The following is a 16,044-nucleotide window of genomic DNA, read 5'->3' on the forward strand; positions in this document are numbered from 1 at the left end:
TCTCACATCTGCCACCGAATATAATAAATAACCACTGCTGCCGTAAAGAAAAGCATCATAACAGATAATACCAGCAGCCAATCAAACGTTCTTTCTTTGAATTTAACTGTTCCTTTTGCAATCAGCATAGATTTTATGCTTACAGCTAAATGGATAAAAATTGCCAGTACAAATAAAATCTGTGATAACATCCGTCCAAAAGTAAATTCTTTTAAGAAAAATCTGCCATTCACACTTGTTGTATATGCCGTTACATGAAAGGCTAGTAATAATAGAATCGCAATCCCTGATATTCTTTTTGTCCAGAACGCTGCATTTTGTCTTAAATACCAGCGTCCGCTTGCTTTTCCACTTTTTACCGCCATAAGCGTTGATATCAATCCCATGATCCCATGAACAGCAACAGCCATTACCAGCAGCCAGGAAAGCGGCAGAAAAGAAATCGTGCTAAGTCCCAGCAACATCAGACTTCCCATAAGAGCATGAAGCAAAAACAGTACAATGATGACCCTTGCAAGTATATTATTCCATTTTCTCACTGTGCCGCCTCCTCATTCATAAGAAACATATCAAAATGGCCTGCATGTACAAAAGACAGCATCATAATTTCACTGCATTCTTTTATCCGGACGTGATATCCCTGCGTTTTCAGATAGTCCGATATATTCCTGACTGCTTTCTGATATTCTTCATTTTCCTTATCAGACAAAAGCACGATATCATCCTCATTTCCAACAGTGGCTGTATTTTCTAATATTTTGTAGGTATTCCCTGCTGTTAGGATTATTCTTTCTGTATAATCTTCTCCTGATAAAGCGAGATCGTCTTTTGAATATCCCCACGCAGAAACAGTCTCGCTTTTTCCTTTATCACGATGTGATTTTTTTGAAGCTCCACTGATTGCATCTATCATTGAAAAATCCGGATTATAGCTTGCATTATTAAGAAAAACAGAAATGCCTCCAGCAATAATCATCAAAACCAGCAAAACCAGCATCCGATGTTGAATTCGTTCTTTCATCAACTATTTCTCCTGTTTAGAATTTTCAAACTGATTTTATACACAAAACCATACAGTTTCCTTATATTTCCTGCTCTAATATATGCATCATGCCCTCATTAAATATAGATCTCACGTGTTCATCTGCAATAGAATAATAAACAATTCTTCCATCTTTCCGGTATTTTACAAGGTTAGACTGTTTTAATATGCGTAATTGATGCGAGACCGAAGACTTTGTCATTCCGATTAAAGCAGAAATATCACATACACACATTTCTGCCTGCATCAATGCATAAAGAATTTTTATTCTTGTTGAATCACTGAATATCTTAAAAGTGTCTGCCAAATCCATAAACTTTTCTTCCTCCGGCATTACCTGGCGCACGGTTTCCACAACTTTCTCATGTATAATGTTACAATCACATTGATATGTATCTGCTTCCGTTTTGCACATATAAATTCCTCTTTTCTATTGGTTGAATAGTTGTTCAACTTTTCTATTATGATATAACTTCTACCTGTCTATGTCAACACTGATTCAGTTTTTCAATCGTTTCCTTATTAATTACCTACATATCTCGTTCCTTCCTTTACTTCTCTTCTTCCATCGCTGCATTACCCATCTTTTCTTCTCGGCATTTATGTGAAAAGAACGCCATTTCGCCCGTCGCACAATTCCAAATATAAAAAGGCCGCCAGAATGAGGTGACCTTAAATTAATGAATGAAAAATAAGAACTTTATCCGAAAAAGACAAGCAATTTATATTTCGCCTAACAAAAAACTCCACCAGAATCATAAAAACTCTGATGGATTTTTTCTTTTTTATTAAAGTCAAAATAAAAATGGTATGTTTTTCAGTGCCATCGCTGCAGCTCCGGGGGAATTTTGTACCTTATGAATGTTTCAGATGAAATGCTCTTTCCATTTTCCGCTCTTCAGTCGCCAGATACAGAGCACCATGCGGATGAAGCAGTCGATGGCGATGGCAATCCAGACACCGGTTATGCCCATTTGCAGAGGACGGGTGGCCAGGTAGACCAGTCCGATCCGCAGCCCCCACATGCCGATGATGCTGACAAGCAGAGAGAAGCGTACATCCCCGGAACCGCGGCAGATGCCGCAGGTAATGACGAAAAAGCTGAAAAACAGTTCGGTGACTGCGGCAATGAACAGTGTCCGGGAACCCAGAGCGATGACCTGAGGGTCATTGCTGAACAGACGGATGACAGGACCGGACAGAATGGCCACCGGAATGCAGGCAGCAACGATCACGACCGAACCGATGATGCAGATGTTCCAGGCGAATTTGTCGGCCAAATCCCCACGTTTTGCCCCCAGAGACTGCCCGACCAGCGCAGTGGCGGTGTAGGAAAATCCGTAGGCGGGCAAATAAAGAAGTCCTTCTGTCTGGTTGGTCAGATAGTGAGCAGCCAGAGGAATCGTTCCCAGTGTTGAAATCATGGCGGTCAGAGCCATCTGGCCGCTGGTCAGTGTCAGGCGTTCCAGCAGAACCGGAAAGCTGATGCGCCACATCTGAAGAAACAGAGGTTTCTGGATGCGATATCGGCTGTGAAACAGCGGGATCTGAACCGGAGTGGATTTTTTTGCCAGTATGTACAGAAGAATCCCTGCCAGCAGAAACTGGGATGCGGAGGTGGAGAGGGCGGCACCTGCCGTGCCAAGTCCGGCTCCCCACATGGGAATGGATATGCTTCCAAGGGGAATCTGGCGGACCGGATAGATCAGCAGGTAGTTGCCGATCACATTGGCGGCATTGGCCGTTAAGTTGGCAGCCAGGGGAATCCGGGTGTTTCCAGCCGAACGGAATACGGAGGACAGAACCACGGAAAGTGCCTGGGGAATCAGTCCCAGCCCGATGATCTGCATATAACGCTGGGCATGGGGAATGACATCCTCTGCGGCTCCAAGCCAGATGGGAAGAGGATGACAGACAAGTTCCACTCCAAACATCAGCAGTCCGCCCAGAAGGACGGAGCAGGTGATGGACTGACAGGTGATGCTGCGGATCTTTACCGGATTCCCTTCTCCTACTGCATGGGAGATCAGAAAGGAAAAGCCGGCACTGATGGCGGTGATGAATCCGTTGATCAGCCATACGGTGGAGATGTTGATGGCTACCGATGCGGTAGCCACGGCACCGATGGAACCAACCATGGCGGTATCCATCAGTGTGGCCATGCAGATCAGAAACTGCTCCAGAATCGCCGGCCAGGCCAGTTTCATGATCGTGGCAGGAATGTGGTGCTCTGTTTCCGGTGAGAAGATGGAGTCCTGAGAGTCTCCCTGGGAGGAAACCCGGGATGTCATAGCAGTTTCTCCCTGGCAGACACATGGGTCCGCGGATCCCAGGTTTCTGAGTGACCGGTTGGCGTTTCCTGGACTTTGGACGGGTCAGAGCCGAAGCCGTTCTGCTCCAGAATCCAGGATGCCACGGCTTTGTTGGTATCCAGCCATGCGCCGTGGGTCTTCATATATCCGATCAGGCGGCTGAGCATCTGAATCCGGCTGGCACGCCCCATGAACTGAGGGTGAAGTACAAAGTTGATCATACGTCCCTCGTCTGCCAGAGAATCAAACTCCTCTTTCCAGATTTCGTACATTTCGTCCGGTGATTTCAGTTCGTATCGTTCCGGTGCGGAATCTGTGTAAAAATCATAAGCGGTGTCATCGAAGATGGAATCCTTGGGAAGCTCTACCAGAGGAACGGTTTTACCATCAATCTGATGCAGGAACGGGCCGTCGCTGTCCCGCCAGTTAGAGCTGTAGATATATCCGTGCTCCAGAAACAGCTCCAGGCTGTAGTCATGGATCACGCCGCCCGGAGCCCGGTGTCCGGCCATTTTCTGCCCGGTCAGATCTTCGATGATCTTCTCACTGCGGTGCATGGTTGCATCTTCTTCCTCACGGGTGGTGCTGGTAAATTCTTCGTGGAGATATCCGTGGAAGCCGATCTCATGACCACGGCGGGCAATCTCCTGTACCACCAGAGGATATTTTTCCGCAATAACACCGGGGATGAAGAAGGTGGCTTTTACCTGGTGGACATCCAGCATATCCAGAATGCGGGGGATGCCCTGCTTGGGACCGTAGGCACCGCGGGAAAGGTTGGTGATGTGATCTTCATTGCCGTCGCCCCGGGTGGTCCACATGGTTTCGGCGTCAATGTCAAATGCCAGCATTATGGCGATTCGTTTGTTGTCAGGCCATTGTGTCATGTCAGATCACCTCCCTTCTCGTGTACTGATCAAGCACATACCTGGCCACTTCCTCGCAGGTAGTGATCCAGGCACCGTGAGCCTGCATATAGGTGACCAGCTCTCCCACCATGCCGATCCGGCTGGCACGGCCGATCATCTGGGGATGAAGCTTCAAGATGAAAAGCTTGTTGCCTTCCTCGGCCAACGCATCGAATTCCTGCTTCCAGTTCTGGAAAACTTCCCGGTTGGTGTACATGGCTCGGACAGCCGGATCGCTGAAGGTGAAATAATAATAGGTAAAATCATCCATGGTAATATCACAGGGAAGTTCTACCAGCGGAAGCGTCTGTCCATCCACTTCCCACAGATAGGGCCAGTCGCAGTCTTTCATGGAAGAACTGTATAAATATTCACGTTTCTGAAGCAGCTGAGGTGTGAAAGGGTGGATGATGCTTTCCGGTCCGCGGTGTCCCAAGGGCTTCTTACCGGTAATGTCCATCAGAGCCGCTTCACTCCGATCCAGAATGTGGCACTCTTCCTCACGGGAAATGCCGCGCCGGGACTCGTGCATATAGCCGTGGCAGGCAAGCTCATGGCCGCGCCGGTGAATCTGGCACACCGTATCCCGGTAAGTCTCTGCGACAATGCCAGGTACGAAGAAGGTGGACTTGATGCCGGTGGTGTCCAGCATATCAAGACAGCGGGACAGCCCCTCGTAGGGACCATACTGTCCACGGGAAAAGTCAGTGAAACCTATGGAAGTGCCTTTTGATTCGGCACGGGAAATACGCAGAAATTCTGCATCATAATCAAATGTTACCATCACGGCGATCCGCTTTCCATCCGGCCAGGACAGTGCGGGACCATTGGTCTTTCCATCAATCAGATAGGACATGGAGATTCTCCTTTGTATCATTTTTTCAGTTCGATTATATCATGGAGGTAAAAGAAGTCAAGAGAGGGGTAAAAGAAGTCAAGAGAGGGGGATTGCAAGTTTGTTCCTTCTATGGTATAATAATCCGCATGTTTACATGATTATACATTTTGTACTTACTGAGGAGGAAATTATGATGAAAAAGAGACTGGCACTGGCAGTCAGCGCAATGCTGGCGATCGGAATGCTGACCGGATGCGGCAGCAAGGCAGATACTGCAGCAACCACTGCAGCAGCTGAGGCAGCAACGACTGCAGCAGAAACCACCGCAGAGACCACTGCAGCAGAGAGCGCAGCAGAAGTATCTGCTGAGAATCCGTTTAACGGCAAGACTGTAAAGGTAGGATGCTCCGCAACATTTGTACCCTTTGAGTCCATCGAGATGGCAGCAGACGGCAAAAAGACCTATGTGGGTATGAATATTGATATCATCAAAACCGTTGTTGAGAAGAATGGCGGCGAAGTAGAATTCGTAGATATGCCGTTCAAGAGCCTGATGGCAGCGATTCAGGCAAAACAGATTGATTTCTGCAGCGGCGGTATGGCACCGACCGAAGAGCGTAAGCAGACTCTGGACTTCTCTGAGATCTTTTTCTATCCGAGAAATGCCATTGTATATCGTTCTGAGGACAGCTATCCGGATCTGGATTCCCTGAAGGGCAAGAAGATCGCGTATGTATTCGGAACCAACTATCAGCAGGTTGCTGAGAGCGTTGAAGGCGCAGAGACGGTAGGTATTCAGGGCAGCCCGGCCTGTATCGAGGAAGTAAAGAGCAAACGTGTAGATGCATGCATCGTAGACGGCGCCGGCGCAACCGAGTTCCTGAAGAACAATGATACTCTGGCTATGAGCCTGTTAGACAAGACAGATGACTGCTTTGCAATCGGATTCCCGAAAGAGTCTCCGTACTATGAGACATTCAACAGCACTCTGAAAGAGATGATGGAGAACGGCGAGCTGGATGCTATCATTGCAGATCATCTGAGTGAGCAGTTTATTCTGGACTAAATTACACAAACAGATCGTCTGGAATTGTGTCTGATGATGGAGTCCGGCTTGCCGGACTCTTTTCCATGAGAGGAGTAAGGTATGAATCTTGATTTCAGCTGCGTGTGGCAGTATTGGCCGTTTTTATATCACGGAGCATTGACAACCCTGAAAATGACCGGCATTTGTCTGGTTCTGGGATTTCTGTTAGGTGTGCTGCTGTCACTGATTAAGATCAGTAACTGCAAACCGCTGGTATGGTTCGGTCGGTTCTACACATCTATTTTCCGCGGGACCCCGCTGCTGGTACAGTTGTGTATCGTACATTTCGGTCTTCCACAGCTGATTGGTGTTACACTGACTACGACTCAGTCCGGCATCCTGACATTTTCCCTGAACTCTGCGGCCTATATCTCTGAGATCTTCCGCGGCGGTATCATGGGCGTAGACAAAGGCCAGTATGAAGCGGCCATGTCCCTGGGAGTTTCTTACCGGGATATGATGAAAGACATCGTGCTGCCCCAGGCGGTGAAGCATGTGCTTCCAAGCCTGGTCAATGAAGCAATTGCACTTCTGAAAGAATCTTCCATTCTTTCCTACATCGGTGCAGTGGAGCTTCTTCGTGCAGCGGATCAGATCACCGTACTGACATTCCGGTTCTTTGAGCCGTATCTGGTGATTGCATTGATTTACTACGTAATGGTTATGATTCTGTCGGCTGTGGCCAGCCGTCTGGAAAGGTGGGTGAACAGAAGTGATCGAGTTTCGTGATGTACATAAAAGTTTTGGTGACCTGGAGGTCCTGAAAGGGATCAATCTGAAGATTGAAAAAGGTCAGGTGGTGACACTAATCGGCCCGTCCGGTTCTGGTAAATCCACCATTCTCAGATGTATGAATCTGCTGGAGCGTCCTACCAGCGGTACCGTACTGATTGAAGGAACGGATATTACAGAGCCGAAGACTGATATCCAGGCAATCCGCAAGAATATCGGCATGGTATTCCAGCATTTCAACCTGTTCCCGCATATGACCGTCATGGAAAACATGACCTATGCGCCTATGAAGGTAAACAAGGTAGAAAAGTCTGCGGCAGAGGCAAAGGCCATGGAGCTTTTAAAGCTGGTCGGCCTGACGGAAAAGGCAGACGCATATCCGGGCAAGTTGTCCGGCGGACAGAAGCAGCGAATTGCCATCGCCAGAGCACTGGCCATGGAGCCGCAGATCATGCTGTTCGATGAGCCGACCAGCGCACTGGATCCGGAGATGGTAAAAGAGGTTCTGGAGGTTATCAAGAACCTGGCTCACACGGGTATCACCATGGCTCTGGTTACCCATGAGATGGGCTTTGCCAGAGAGGTGGCAGACCGGATCTGCTTCATTGATGGAGGATACATTCTGGAAGATTCCACCCCGGAAGAATTCTTTGCGAATCCGAAAACGGACCGGGCAAAGAGCTTTCTGGAGAAAGTGCTGTAAGAAAAAGTCCTATATGAATGAAAGAAGACCAGATACCACCGGGGACGGAGGATCTGGTCTTTGTTTATTTAATAGGAAAATTATTTTTTAACGGATCCCCGCGGCGGAGCCCTTCTGACCCGGCCGGAATGTCGATCAGGCAGTTACTTCCGGACAGACACAGAATCAGGGTTTCGTTCCGTTTCATGGCTAGTACCGGACTCCATGTTCTTTTTCTCCTATTTCACAGCTTGAATTTGTCTGTTTTTTCTCAAAAAGTAAACTCCTGTCAGTGCTTCTGTCTCCAGAGTTTTCCTTCCTTATAATGTTTCCTGCAGAGTGCCACATAACTTTCGTTGGAGCCCAGCATAATCTGTGCACCTTCGCGTACAATCTTGCCATCTGCATAACGGGTATTGCACTGTGCCCGCTTTCCGCACCAGCAGACCGTAGGGACCTCCTCGATTACATCCGCAATCTCCATCAGTCTCCTCGAGCCCGGAAACAGATGATTCAGGAAGTCTGTCCGCAGACCATAGCACAGAACCGGAATATTGTAAAAGTCTACAAAATCCGAAAGGGTGTCCACCTCATCTGGGGAAAGAAACTGCGCTTCATCTACCAGAATGGCATTCACTTCTTTCCCATGGTAACAGTATTCTCCGCTCTCCTTTGCCCAGACTCCCGATATTTCTTTTAAAAACTCATCCACATAACCGGCCGGAGCAGAGAGTCCCATCCGGGAACAGATCTCATTCTCCCTGTCGCGATTGTCTGTCCGCGGTTTCAAAAGTACCGCGTACTGCCCGCGCTCCTCATAGTTGTAGCGCACCATCAGAATGTTTGCAGACTTGGAACTGCCCATCGCGCCGTATCTGAAATATAATTTTGCCATCCCAGTAACCTCTCAATTTCTATTTTTTACGTTTCCCTATAAAAGAATCCGAATCACCAGCCATACAATTCCAACCAGGAAAAGCACTGCTGCAAAAGCAGTAGAAAGTCCAAACAAAACTGCGCCCACTGCCAGAGACAGAACAAAACCAACCAGACTTAAGACTGCTCCCAGAAGTTTTCCGCAAACTCTGAGGGCCAGACCGACGCATTTAAAAATCAGTACTAAAAAAATTACAGCAAATAGTATTGTCATAATTGTACTCTCACCTCCTGTACTGTTTTCTCTTCAATCCATAGGATTATATCTGTTTTTTTCGGAAATGTAAATGTTCCTCCTGCATTTCAGCCTATTTCAGCCTATTTCAGCCTAATTGTACCTAATTTTGTTTTAACATTGCGCAAAACTAAGGTTTTACGCAATGTTAAAGTACATTTTTCGAATGTTTGTTCTAATTTTTGCCTGTTTTTTGTTGAAATTTTAAATTGTGTTTTCATCTTCTTGAATTATCTGACATTAATTTTTACGTTTTCACACCTGCTATCCTACGCTTTTTTCTCGATTATCGCGTTATACAGTGCTATGTATAGCATATCTATGTATAGCATTATATAGCACTTCTATTTATGTATGACGCTTCTATTTGACGGGACATTTGCCCCTGTGTTATACTATTTTTCAGGAGGATGAAGATATGAAAGAAGAAAAGACCACAAAAGAAAGCAAACAGGTGAACTTCCGCATTGATCCGGATTCTGCGGAAGCATTCCGCCAGTTCTGCACATCCCACGGAATGAACCAGGCGCAGGGATTTGATCATCTTCTGCAGGTTCTGGAGCTGAACAACGCCAAGGCCGCGACTCCTGGCCGTATTGTAGAAATAGAAAATTTTGAACGCCTTTTGAAAGACATTTTATCGGCCTATATCAACAGCATTGAGCTGAGCAGCAACGCGGAACTGCGCGTACAGGAACACTTTCAGTCAGATTTAAAACGAAAAGACCGGACGATTGACGAACTGCGGGAAAAAGTAGATCTCCTGGAAGCAGAAAAGAAAGAAACGGAAGCAGGTATGGCAGCCCTGCGCGAGGAGCAGAAACGGCTGCAGGAACAGGCCCAGTATGCCATCAGCCAGATGGATGCCGCGAAAAAGGCCGCTTTGGATCAGGAAGAGATGAACCGCATCCTGCAAATGCAGAATCAGGAGCTGCAGAACAAAATGGCTCAATATGACGCGCTGCTGCAATCAGAGACACAGGCAAAGAAAGAAGCTGCTGCGTCCCAACTAAAGATTCAGGAACTGGAACAAAAACTGTCCCATGAGACCGAACAAAAGAACACTCTGGAACAGACTGCAGCACAGCTGCAGGAACAGGTTCGGGAAATGGAAAATCAGCGCCTGGATGACCGGCTGCGGATTGCGGATCTAAAGCGGCAGCTCACGGATAAAGATGCGGATACACAGGCTATGCTAAAGCAGGCACGGATGCAGGCGGAACTGGAACAGGAACGCGCCGTAATCGCAAAGGAACGGGAAATGCAGGAAGAACTGAGAAACGCCGACCGGGAAACCGTGCGGCTGCAGGCCGAACTGGAACAGCTGCGCATGAAGCTGGCACAGGAAAACACACAGAAACCAAAAACAGGTTCAGAGGAGCCAGATACAGACAACAAAGCACAAGGCTCTTCTGCCGGTACAGAAAGGGAGTAATGCAGCATGAATGAACTGCCGTACCATGAGCAGCGCGACCAGAAGAATGAAGCGAAACTGCAGGAGCTGCTTACTGCTCTCCCGCCTTTCTGCGCGGATTTCTTTCGTGGAATCGAACCGGCTACCTCTTCCATGACCAGGCTTTCCTATGCGTATGATATCAGTATGTTTTTTGATTTTCTTATCAGCGGACGCGCCAAGGAGGCCTCATCGCTATGCATAGAAGCCAAACCAGAAAACCGCTTTGCGGGATTATCCGCCAAAGACTTCACCATGGAACAGTTCCGTCGGATTTCCGTCACCGATCTGGAACGTTATCTGGAATATTTGAAATACCGCCCGGATGATCCGGACCATCGAAATACCAACAAAGAACAGGGAATCAAACGAAAGTTCTTCTCCCTGAAAAGTTTTTTTGGTTATTTCCAGCGTACTGGCCAGATCACTGCCAATCCTACATTGTCTATGCAAGTGCCGAAAATCCGGGAAAAAGAGATTATCCGGCTAAACCAGGAAGAAATCAAAGAACTGTTAAAAGAAGCCGAAAGCGGTGCTGGTCTCTCACCAAAGCAACAGCAGTTTCATCAGAAAACAAGAGTACGGGACTGCGCGATTCTGGCGCTCATGCTGGGAACCGGTATCCGTGTATCGGAATGTGTTGGTTTAAACCTGTCAGATGTAGACTTGAAGGAACAGGGAATTCATATTCACCGGAAAGGTGGAAAAGAGGCAACGGTTTATTTCAGCAATGAAGTTGCGCAGTATCTGGAACGTTATCTGGAAGAACGCATGGAACTGCATACAAAAGCGAATCACACCGAGGAGCTGAACCCCCAGGAAGAACCGGCGCTTTTTCTCTCTCTTCGCAGGAAGCGTCTGACGGTGCGCAGCGTAGAATATCTGGTTAAAAAGTACGCGTCCGTGGCAACACCGAAGAAAAAGATCACGCCGCATAAGCTTCGGAGCAGCTACGGCTCTGCCCTTTACGCGAAAACGAATGATATTTATCTGGTTGCGGATATTCTGGGGCACAATGATGTCAATATTACCAGAAAGTTTTATGCTGCCATTGAGGAAGAACGGCGCAAGAGCGTAAAACACATTGATCTTCTGTAATTGCCTTCGTCAGGTTGTTTTTTTATTATGGCATAAAGCATAGGCACATAGGCAATTTTTCAAAAAAGATGCTGGTTCATTTTGCCGTCTTAAGGTATACTGATAGGGTGCAAAAATTTACATTGGTGAAACTGAGAGGAAATCAATTATGAATGGAACTTTATACGGTGTTGGAGTAGGTCCCGGAGATTCCCGTCTTATGACCTGTCTTGCAGTAGATACCATCAAACACTGCCCGGTGATTGCCGTTCCGGCCGATGGAAAAGGAAACGCCGTTGCGTACCGGATCGCAAGCGGTATGGTAGAGGATATTGACCGCAAGGAATGCATTGACCTTACCACTCCTATGACAAAAGACCGTGCCGTGTTAAATGCGGCTTATCAGACTGCTGCGGACCGGATCATAGAACAGCTGGAGCAGGGAAAGGATGTGGCCTGCCTTACGCTGGGGGATCCGACCATTTACAGCACTTACATTTACATTCACCGGCTGGTGAAAGCCCGCGGCTATGCCACACAGATTATCAATGGGATTCCCTCTTTCTGTGCGGTCAGCGCCCGTCTGGAGGACAGTCTTGTGGACCGCTCGGAACAGCTTCATATCATTCCATCCACCTACGGTGTTGAGGACGCGTTAAAACTGCCGGGAACCAAGGTATTAATGAAGGCTGCTTCCAAAATGCCTTTGGTAAAAGAGGCATTAAAACGGAGCAATATGAAATGTTCCATGATTGAAAACTGCGGAATGCCCGAGGAACATATTTATCACAATGCTGACGATATTCCGGATCAGGCCAGCTACTATTCCATTGTTGTTGTAAAAGAGGATCATCATGATTGAACTGCAGCATCTGACCAAACAATATGACCAGTTTGTCGCGGTCAGTGATTTAAATCTTACCATCAAAACCGGAGAATTTTTCGGACTTTTAGGACCAAACGGAGCTGGAAAAACAACCACCATCAGCATGCTCTCTACACTTCTGCTGCCAACAAAGGGCTCCATCCAAATTGATGGAGAACCGCTGACCAGAAAAAATGACCGACTGAAACGAAAGCTCAGCGTTGTTACCCAGGAATATTCCATGCGACAGGACATGACTATGGATGAAATCATGGAATATCAGGGTCGGCTTTACTATATGCCGGTAAAAAAGATCAGGGAACGTTCCGAAGAATTACTGGACTTTTGCGGACTGCTGAACTATCGAAAGCGAACCGTCCGAAAGCTGTCCGGTGGGATGAAACGAAAACTTATGGTCTGCCGCGCACTGCTGACAGAACCGGAAATTTTGCTGTTAGATGAGCCAACCGCCGGTATGGACGCGCTGGCCCGCCGGCAGATGTGGAATCTCTTAAAAAAACTGAACCAGCGGAATCTGACCATTCTGCTGACTACCCACTATATGGAAGAGGCAGAGTCTCTCTGTGACCGTGTGGGCTTTATGTGCCGCGGAGTTCTGGAAGAAACGGATACCCCCAGACACATGATTGAACTCCTTGGCCGTTATGCCGTCGATGAGACAACCGGGGACGGTGTGAGGAGCCATTATTTTTCCGGAAAGGAGGAAGCAATCCGGTATCTCTCTGACTCTCCCTGGGAAACAACGCTTCGCAGCACAACGCTGGAAGATGTTTTTCTGGAGCACGTTGGAAAGCTGGATCGCAAGTGACCATGGGAATTCTTACAGTACTATGGGAAAAATGGGTGGAATTTCGCCATAATTTCTTTAAGATTACCTCAGCGGCCATGATTGCGCCGATTCTCTATATTCTGGTATTTGGCTTTGGCGTACAGACTGTATCGCATGGACAGCCATACCTGAATTTTCTGATTCCGGGTGTAGTGGCGCTGACTACCATGAATGGCAGCTTTAATGCCATTGCCCAGACACTGAATGTACAACGCCTGTATGAAAAGGCCTTTGACCAGGTTATGATCTCGCCGACTCCGCTGTGGCAGTTTATTGCCGGCCAGATTATAGGCGGAAGCCTGCGTGGCCTGTATGCGGGAAGTGTGATCATTCTTCTGGTTCTTCCGCTCCGGACCGGACTTTACTTTAATGGCTGGTCCTTTTTGTTCATGTTTTTAAATGGAGCTGTTTTTTCCACCATTGGCGTGGTCGTTTCCTTTTACGCGAAAAACCATGCCGATGTGCCACGGTTTTCCAATTATGTGATCATGCCGATGGCATATCTGTGCAACACGTTTTTCTCCACCCAGGACATGCCGGGCGGAATCCGGCAGCTGGTCGGCTATCTTCCACTGTCCCAGACCAGTGCTGCCCTGCGCCAGATTGCGAATCATGAAGCATTTTCCTGGTCTGGCATAGGGATTCTGGTTCTGTATCTGCTCTGCTTTTCCGCTGCAGCCTCCTGGTTCTTATACAAAAAGAAAAACCTGTAATTACAGCTGCTTTACTGCCAGGCGCAGTTCTTCTGCCGCTTTTTTCGGATCTTCTGCTTTCATGATTGCGGATACAACAGCAATTCCGTTAGCACCGCTTCCCTTTAAAATATCCATATTGCCCAGGTTTAATCCGCCGATGGCAACCACCGGAATCGGAACAGCCTTGCAAATGGCAGACAGTGTGGAAACTTTCGTCAGGACGGTAGTTACCTTCGTTGTGGTCGGATAGATGGCCCCGACGCCAAGGTAATCAGCACCGTCCTGATATGCTTTCTGTGCGGCTTCTACTGTTTTGGCAGTTGCCCCGACAATTTTATCCGGACCAAGAAGACGGCGGACTTCCGCTACAGGAAGATCAGAGGCTCCAACATGAACTCCGGCTGCCCCGCAGGCCATAGCCACATCCACGCGGTCATCAATGATCAGCGGGATCTGGTAACGGTCCGTGATTTCACGGATTTTGCAGGCTTTTTCCAGATAATCTCTTCCTCCTGTGTTCTTTTCCCGAAGCTGTACCAGCGTTACGCCGCCCTTACAGGCCTCTTCCACGGTATGCAGCAGGGATTCCTCCGTATGATAGGTACTGTCTGTTACCAGATATAAGCTTAAATCCAGATGCTTCATAATTCTTCTCCTCTTTTCCTGTTTATTATTTCTTATGCCATGCGGACCCTGGCTCCTGAAAGGAGCTGTTCGTCTGTCAGGCAGTATATTTCGTCCAGCAAGGCAGCCTGAAAGCTTCCAGGACCTCTGGAAACGGCAGCAGCCCGTTCACCGGCAAGCCCCATGGTAATGGCACCAAGAAGCGCTGCTGTGGTCTCGGAACCATTCCTGTTATTTTCAGAACCGGAACGCTGCATGATGGCGCGGCTTCCCGGGAGATATGCCGCGGTCAGCGCACCAACCATACAGCCGGTACCGGTAATACCGGATAACGCCGTGTGTCCATTGGAAACCAGAAATGCCTCTGTGGCATTTGCAATGAGATCCTGTTTTCCGGTGGCCATGACGGTACATTGGAAATATGAAGCAAGCTGGCGGGCGGTTTCACAGTACCAGGTTTCATTTCCTTCCGAAACGGCATCCTGAATTCCGGCGTCAATTCCGGTTCCATGGAACGGAAGCTCTGCAGCAGCCAGAATCTCAGAGATATTTCCCTTGATGATGGAAATTTGTCTGCTGGAAAGCAGGCTGCGGGCAAAATCACGCCGAAGCCTGCTACAGGTTACTCCAACCAGATCCAGAAGAACAGGGATGTTCCTCTGGCTGGCTGCTTTTAAGGCACGCTGCATCGATGCAATACGGGCATCGGTAATGTTTCCAAGGTTTAACATCAGAGCGGCTGCCTCTGCCGTAATCTCCTCCACCTCATCCGGATGCTCAGCCATGATCGGCCTGGCACCTGCAGCCAGAATGATATTGGCGCAGTCGTGAATTGAGATGGGATTGGTGATGCAGTGAATCAGAGGTGCGGAATCTTTAGTAAGCTTTCGAATTTCCAGCATATCCTGCTTCTGTGTCAACGTTGTCTGTTTTTTTTCTGTGGTTTCTGTCATAAACTTTTGCACCAAGACTTTCCTGAAATTTTGCAAGCATTCCCGTCTGGCTTAACGCCTTTAAGAATACATAAGCTGCAATACCACCCATGATGGTGGCAGAGATAAACATTGGGGTATAATAAAAAGCATTTAATCCTTCTCTTCCCATTAAAAATGCCATGACCGGATAAGATACCAGGGAACCAATGATTCCAGTACCAAAAATCTCTCCGAGGACAGCACAGATGATTTTTCCCTTTGAAGCCCGGTAAAAGACACCGGATAAAAAGGCACCGAATACTGCACCCGTCAGTGCTAACGGCGGGATTCCCATGAACATCATGCGGATCACGCCAATCATGCATGCGCAAAGCAGGGAGTACCAGGGACCCATAAATACGGAACAGGTAATGTTGATCAGATGGGCGGTCGGACACATACCCTCAATTCGTAAGATTGGTGAGATCACCACACCAATTGCCACCATCATAGCCAGAAATACCATGCGAAACGTTTTCATTCTTTGTTTTTCCATTGTTTTCATCCTCCTGTTTTTTCCCAGGATTCCTGCCGCCGGATAAATTCAAAAAGTGATTCCAATAGCGACAAAAACCCCTTGTTCGGTCGAAGTTCCCTTACTTCCTCTCACTCCGAAAACACGGATTCCCATCGCTATTGTAATTCCTCCTGCCCGGCTGCAGGGCGCTCCCCCTCCGGCCTTCTTTTCCAGCAAAAATGTCCGCAGAATGATGACGGCTTATATTGGCCGTGTC

20 protein-coding genes are annotated in these 16,044 nt (G+C 47.9%); 8 read left to right on the plus strand and 12 right to left on the minus strand.

The window, feature by feature from the left end; translation table 11 throughout:
* Positions 1-2: 2 nt before the first annotated feature.
* The 6 genes from WMO41_RS01650 to WMO41_RS01675 form a co-directional block, all read right to left on the minus strand.
* Positions 3-539, minus strand: coding sequence for a pilus assembly protein PilX (locus WMO41_RS01650; RefSeq protein WP_349228331.1), 537 nt, complete (start codon positions 537-539; stop codon positions 3-5).
* Entirely contained in the window at positions 536-1,021 is a 486-nt protein-coding gene (locus WMO41_RS01655; protein WP_349228332.1) for a hypothetical protein, read from the minus strand. The genes WMO41_RS01650 and WMO41_RS01655 overlap by 4 nt, the downstream gene beginning before the upstream one ends.
* A gap of 61 nt (positions 1,022-1,082) precedes the next feature.
* Positions 1,083-1,457, minus strand: a complete 375-nt coding sequence (locus WMO41_RS01660) for an ArsR/SmtB family transcription factor (protein ID WP_349228333.1) — start codon at positions 1,455-1,457, stop codon at positions 1,083-1,085.
* Between the two features lie 451 nt (positions 1,458-1,908).
* Positions 1,909-3,333 carry an MATE family efflux transporter gene (locus WMO41_RS01665; RefSeq protein ID WP_349228334.1) on the minus strand — a complete coding sequence of 475 codons (1,425 nt, stop codon included), beginning with the start codon at positions 3,331-3,333 and terminating at the stop codon, positions 1,909-1,911.
* Complete coding sequence (locus WMO41_RS01670) at positions 3,330-4,241, minus strand: polysaccharide deacetylase family protein (RefSeq protein WP_349228335.1); 912 nt, start codon at positions 4,239-4,241, stop codon at positions 3,330-3,332. Before WMO41_RS01670 ends, WMO41_RS01665 begins: the two co-directional genes overlap by 4 nt.
* 1 nt (position 4,242) lies before the next feature.
* Positions 4,243-5,118, minus strand: a complete 876-nt coding sequence (locus WMO41_RS01675) for a polysaccharide deacetylase family protein (RefSeq protein ID WP_349228336.1) — start codon at positions 5,116-5,118, stop codon at positions 4,243-4,245.
* A gap of 172 nt (positions 5,119-5,290) precedes the next feature.
* Between WMO41_RS01675 and WMO41_RS01680 the strand changes: the two genes are divergently transcribed.
* The 3 genes from WMO41_RS01680 (at position 5,291) to WMO41_RS01690 (ending at position 7,622) form a co-directional block, all read left to right on the plus strand.
* Complete coding sequence (locus tag WMO41_RS01680; protein WP_349228337.1) at positions 5,291-6,166, plus strand: substrate-binding periplasmic protein; 876 nt, start codon at positions 5,291-5,293, stop codon at positions 6,164-6,166.
* 81 nt (positions 6,167-6,247) lie between these two features.
* Positions 6,248-6,916, plus strand: a complete 669-nt coding sequence (locus WMO41_RS01685) for an amino acid ABC transporter permease (RefSeq protein ID WP_349228338.1) — start codon at positions 6,248-6,250, stop codon at positions 6,914-6,916.
* Entirely contained in the window at positions 6,900-7,622 is a 723-nt protein-coding gene (locus WMO41_RS01690; RefSeq protein WP_349228339.1) for an amino acid ABC transporter ATP-binding protein, read from the plus strand. Before WMO41_RS01685 ends, WMO41_RS01690 begins: the two co-directional genes overlap by 17 nt.
* Positions 7,623-7,686: 64 nt before the next feature.
* On the opposite strand, the gene WMO41_RS01695 is transcribed toward WMO41_RS01690, so the two are convergent.
* From WMO41_RS01695 to WMO41_RS01705, 3 genes are all read right to left on the minus strand, one after another.
* The gene (locus WMO41_RS01695; RefSeq protein ID WP_349228340.1) at positions 7,687-7,809 is read right to left on the minus strand and encodes a hypothetical protein; all 123 of its coding nucleotides are present in this window, start codon (positions 7,807-7,809) and stop codon (positions 7,687-7,689) included.
* Between the two features lie 81 nt (positions 7,810-7,890).
* On the minus strand, positions 7,891-8,496 hold the full coding sequence (locus WMO41_RS01700) for a thymidine kinase (RefSeq protein WP_349228341.1): 606 nt from the start codon (positions 8,494-8,496) through the stop codon (positions 7,891-7,893).
* 36 nt (positions 8,497-8,532) lie between these two features.
* Positions 8,533-8,751 carry a hypothetical protein gene (locus WMO41_RS01705; protein WP_349228342.1) on the minus strand — a complete coding sequence of 73 codons (219 nt, stop codon included), beginning with the start codon at positions 8,749-8,751 and terminating at the stop codon, positions 8,533-8,535.
* Positions 8,752-9,190: 439 nt separating this feature from the next.
* Here WMO41_RS01705 and WMO41_RS01710 point away from each other — a divergent pair, with 439 nt between their 5' ends.
* From WMO41_RS01710 to WMO41_RS01730, 5 genes are all read left to right on the plus strand, one after another.
* A complete protein-coding gene (locus WMO41_RS01710; protein ID WP_349228343.1) occupies positions 9,191-10,207 on the plus strand; it encodes a coiled-coil domain-containing protein in 1,017 nt (338 codons plus the stop codon).
* A gap of 6 nt (positions 10,208-10,213) precedes the next feature.
* A complete protein-coding gene (locus WMO41_RS01715) occupies positions 10,214-11,323 on the plus strand; it encodes a tyrosine-type recombinase/integrase (RefSeq protein ID WP_349228344.1) in 1,110 nt (369 codons plus the stop codon).
* A gap of 148 nt (positions 11,324-11,471) precedes the next feature.
* Positions 11,472-12,164 carry a precorrin-2 C(20)-methyltransferase gene (gene cobI, locus WMO41_RS01720; protein WP_349228345.1) on the plus strand — a complete coding sequence of 231 codons (693 nt, stop codon included), beginning with the start codon at positions 11,472-11,474 and terminating at the stop codon, positions 12,162-12,164.
* Positions 12,157-12,996, plus strand: a complete 840-nt coding sequence (locus WMO41_RS01725; protein ID WP_349228346.1) for an ABC transporter ATP-binding protein — start codon at positions 12,157-12,159, stop codon at positions 12,994-12,996. Before cobI ends, WMO41_RS01725 begins: the two co-directional genes overlap by 8 nt.
* A 2-nt stretch (positions 12,997-12,998) precedes the next feature.
* Complete coding sequence (locus tag WMO41_RS01730; RefSeq protein ID WP_349228347.1) at positions 12,999-13,730, plus strand: ABC transporter permease; 732 nt, start codon at positions 12,999-13,001, stop codon at positions 13,728-13,730.
* Here the strand turns inward: WMO41_RS01730 and thiE are convergent, their stop codons facing one another.
* From thiE to thiW, 3 genes are read right to left on the minus strand one after another with little or no spacing between them, the layout of a single operon-like run.
* The gene (thiE, locus tag WMO41_RS01735; protein WP_349228348.1) at positions 13,731-14,357 is read right to left on the minus strand and encodes a thiamine phosphate synthase; all 627 of its coding nucleotides are present in this window, start codon (positions 14,355-14,357) and stop codon (positions 13,731-13,733) included.
* 32 nt (positions 14,358-14,389) lie between these two features.
* Positions 14,390-15,256, minus strand: coding sequence for a hydroxyethylthiazole kinase (gene thiM / locus WMO41_RS01740; protein ID WP_349228349.1), 867 nt, complete (start codon positions 15,254-15,256; stop codon positions 14,390-14,392).
* A complete protein-coding gene (gene thiW, locus WMO41_RS01745) occupies positions 15,213-15,806 on the minus strand; it encodes an energy coupling factor transporter S component ThiW (RefSeq protein ID WP_349228350.1) in 594 nt (197 codons plus the stop codon). The genes thiM and thiW overlap by 44 nt, the downstream gene beginning before the upstream one ends.
* Positions 15,807-16,044 lie beyond the last annotated feature (238 nt).

Source organism: Ventrimonas faecis (genome assembly GCF_040096075.1).
Lineage (GTDB): Bacteria > Bacillota > Clostridia > Lachnospirales > Lachnospiraceae > Brotaphodocola > Brotaphodocola faecis.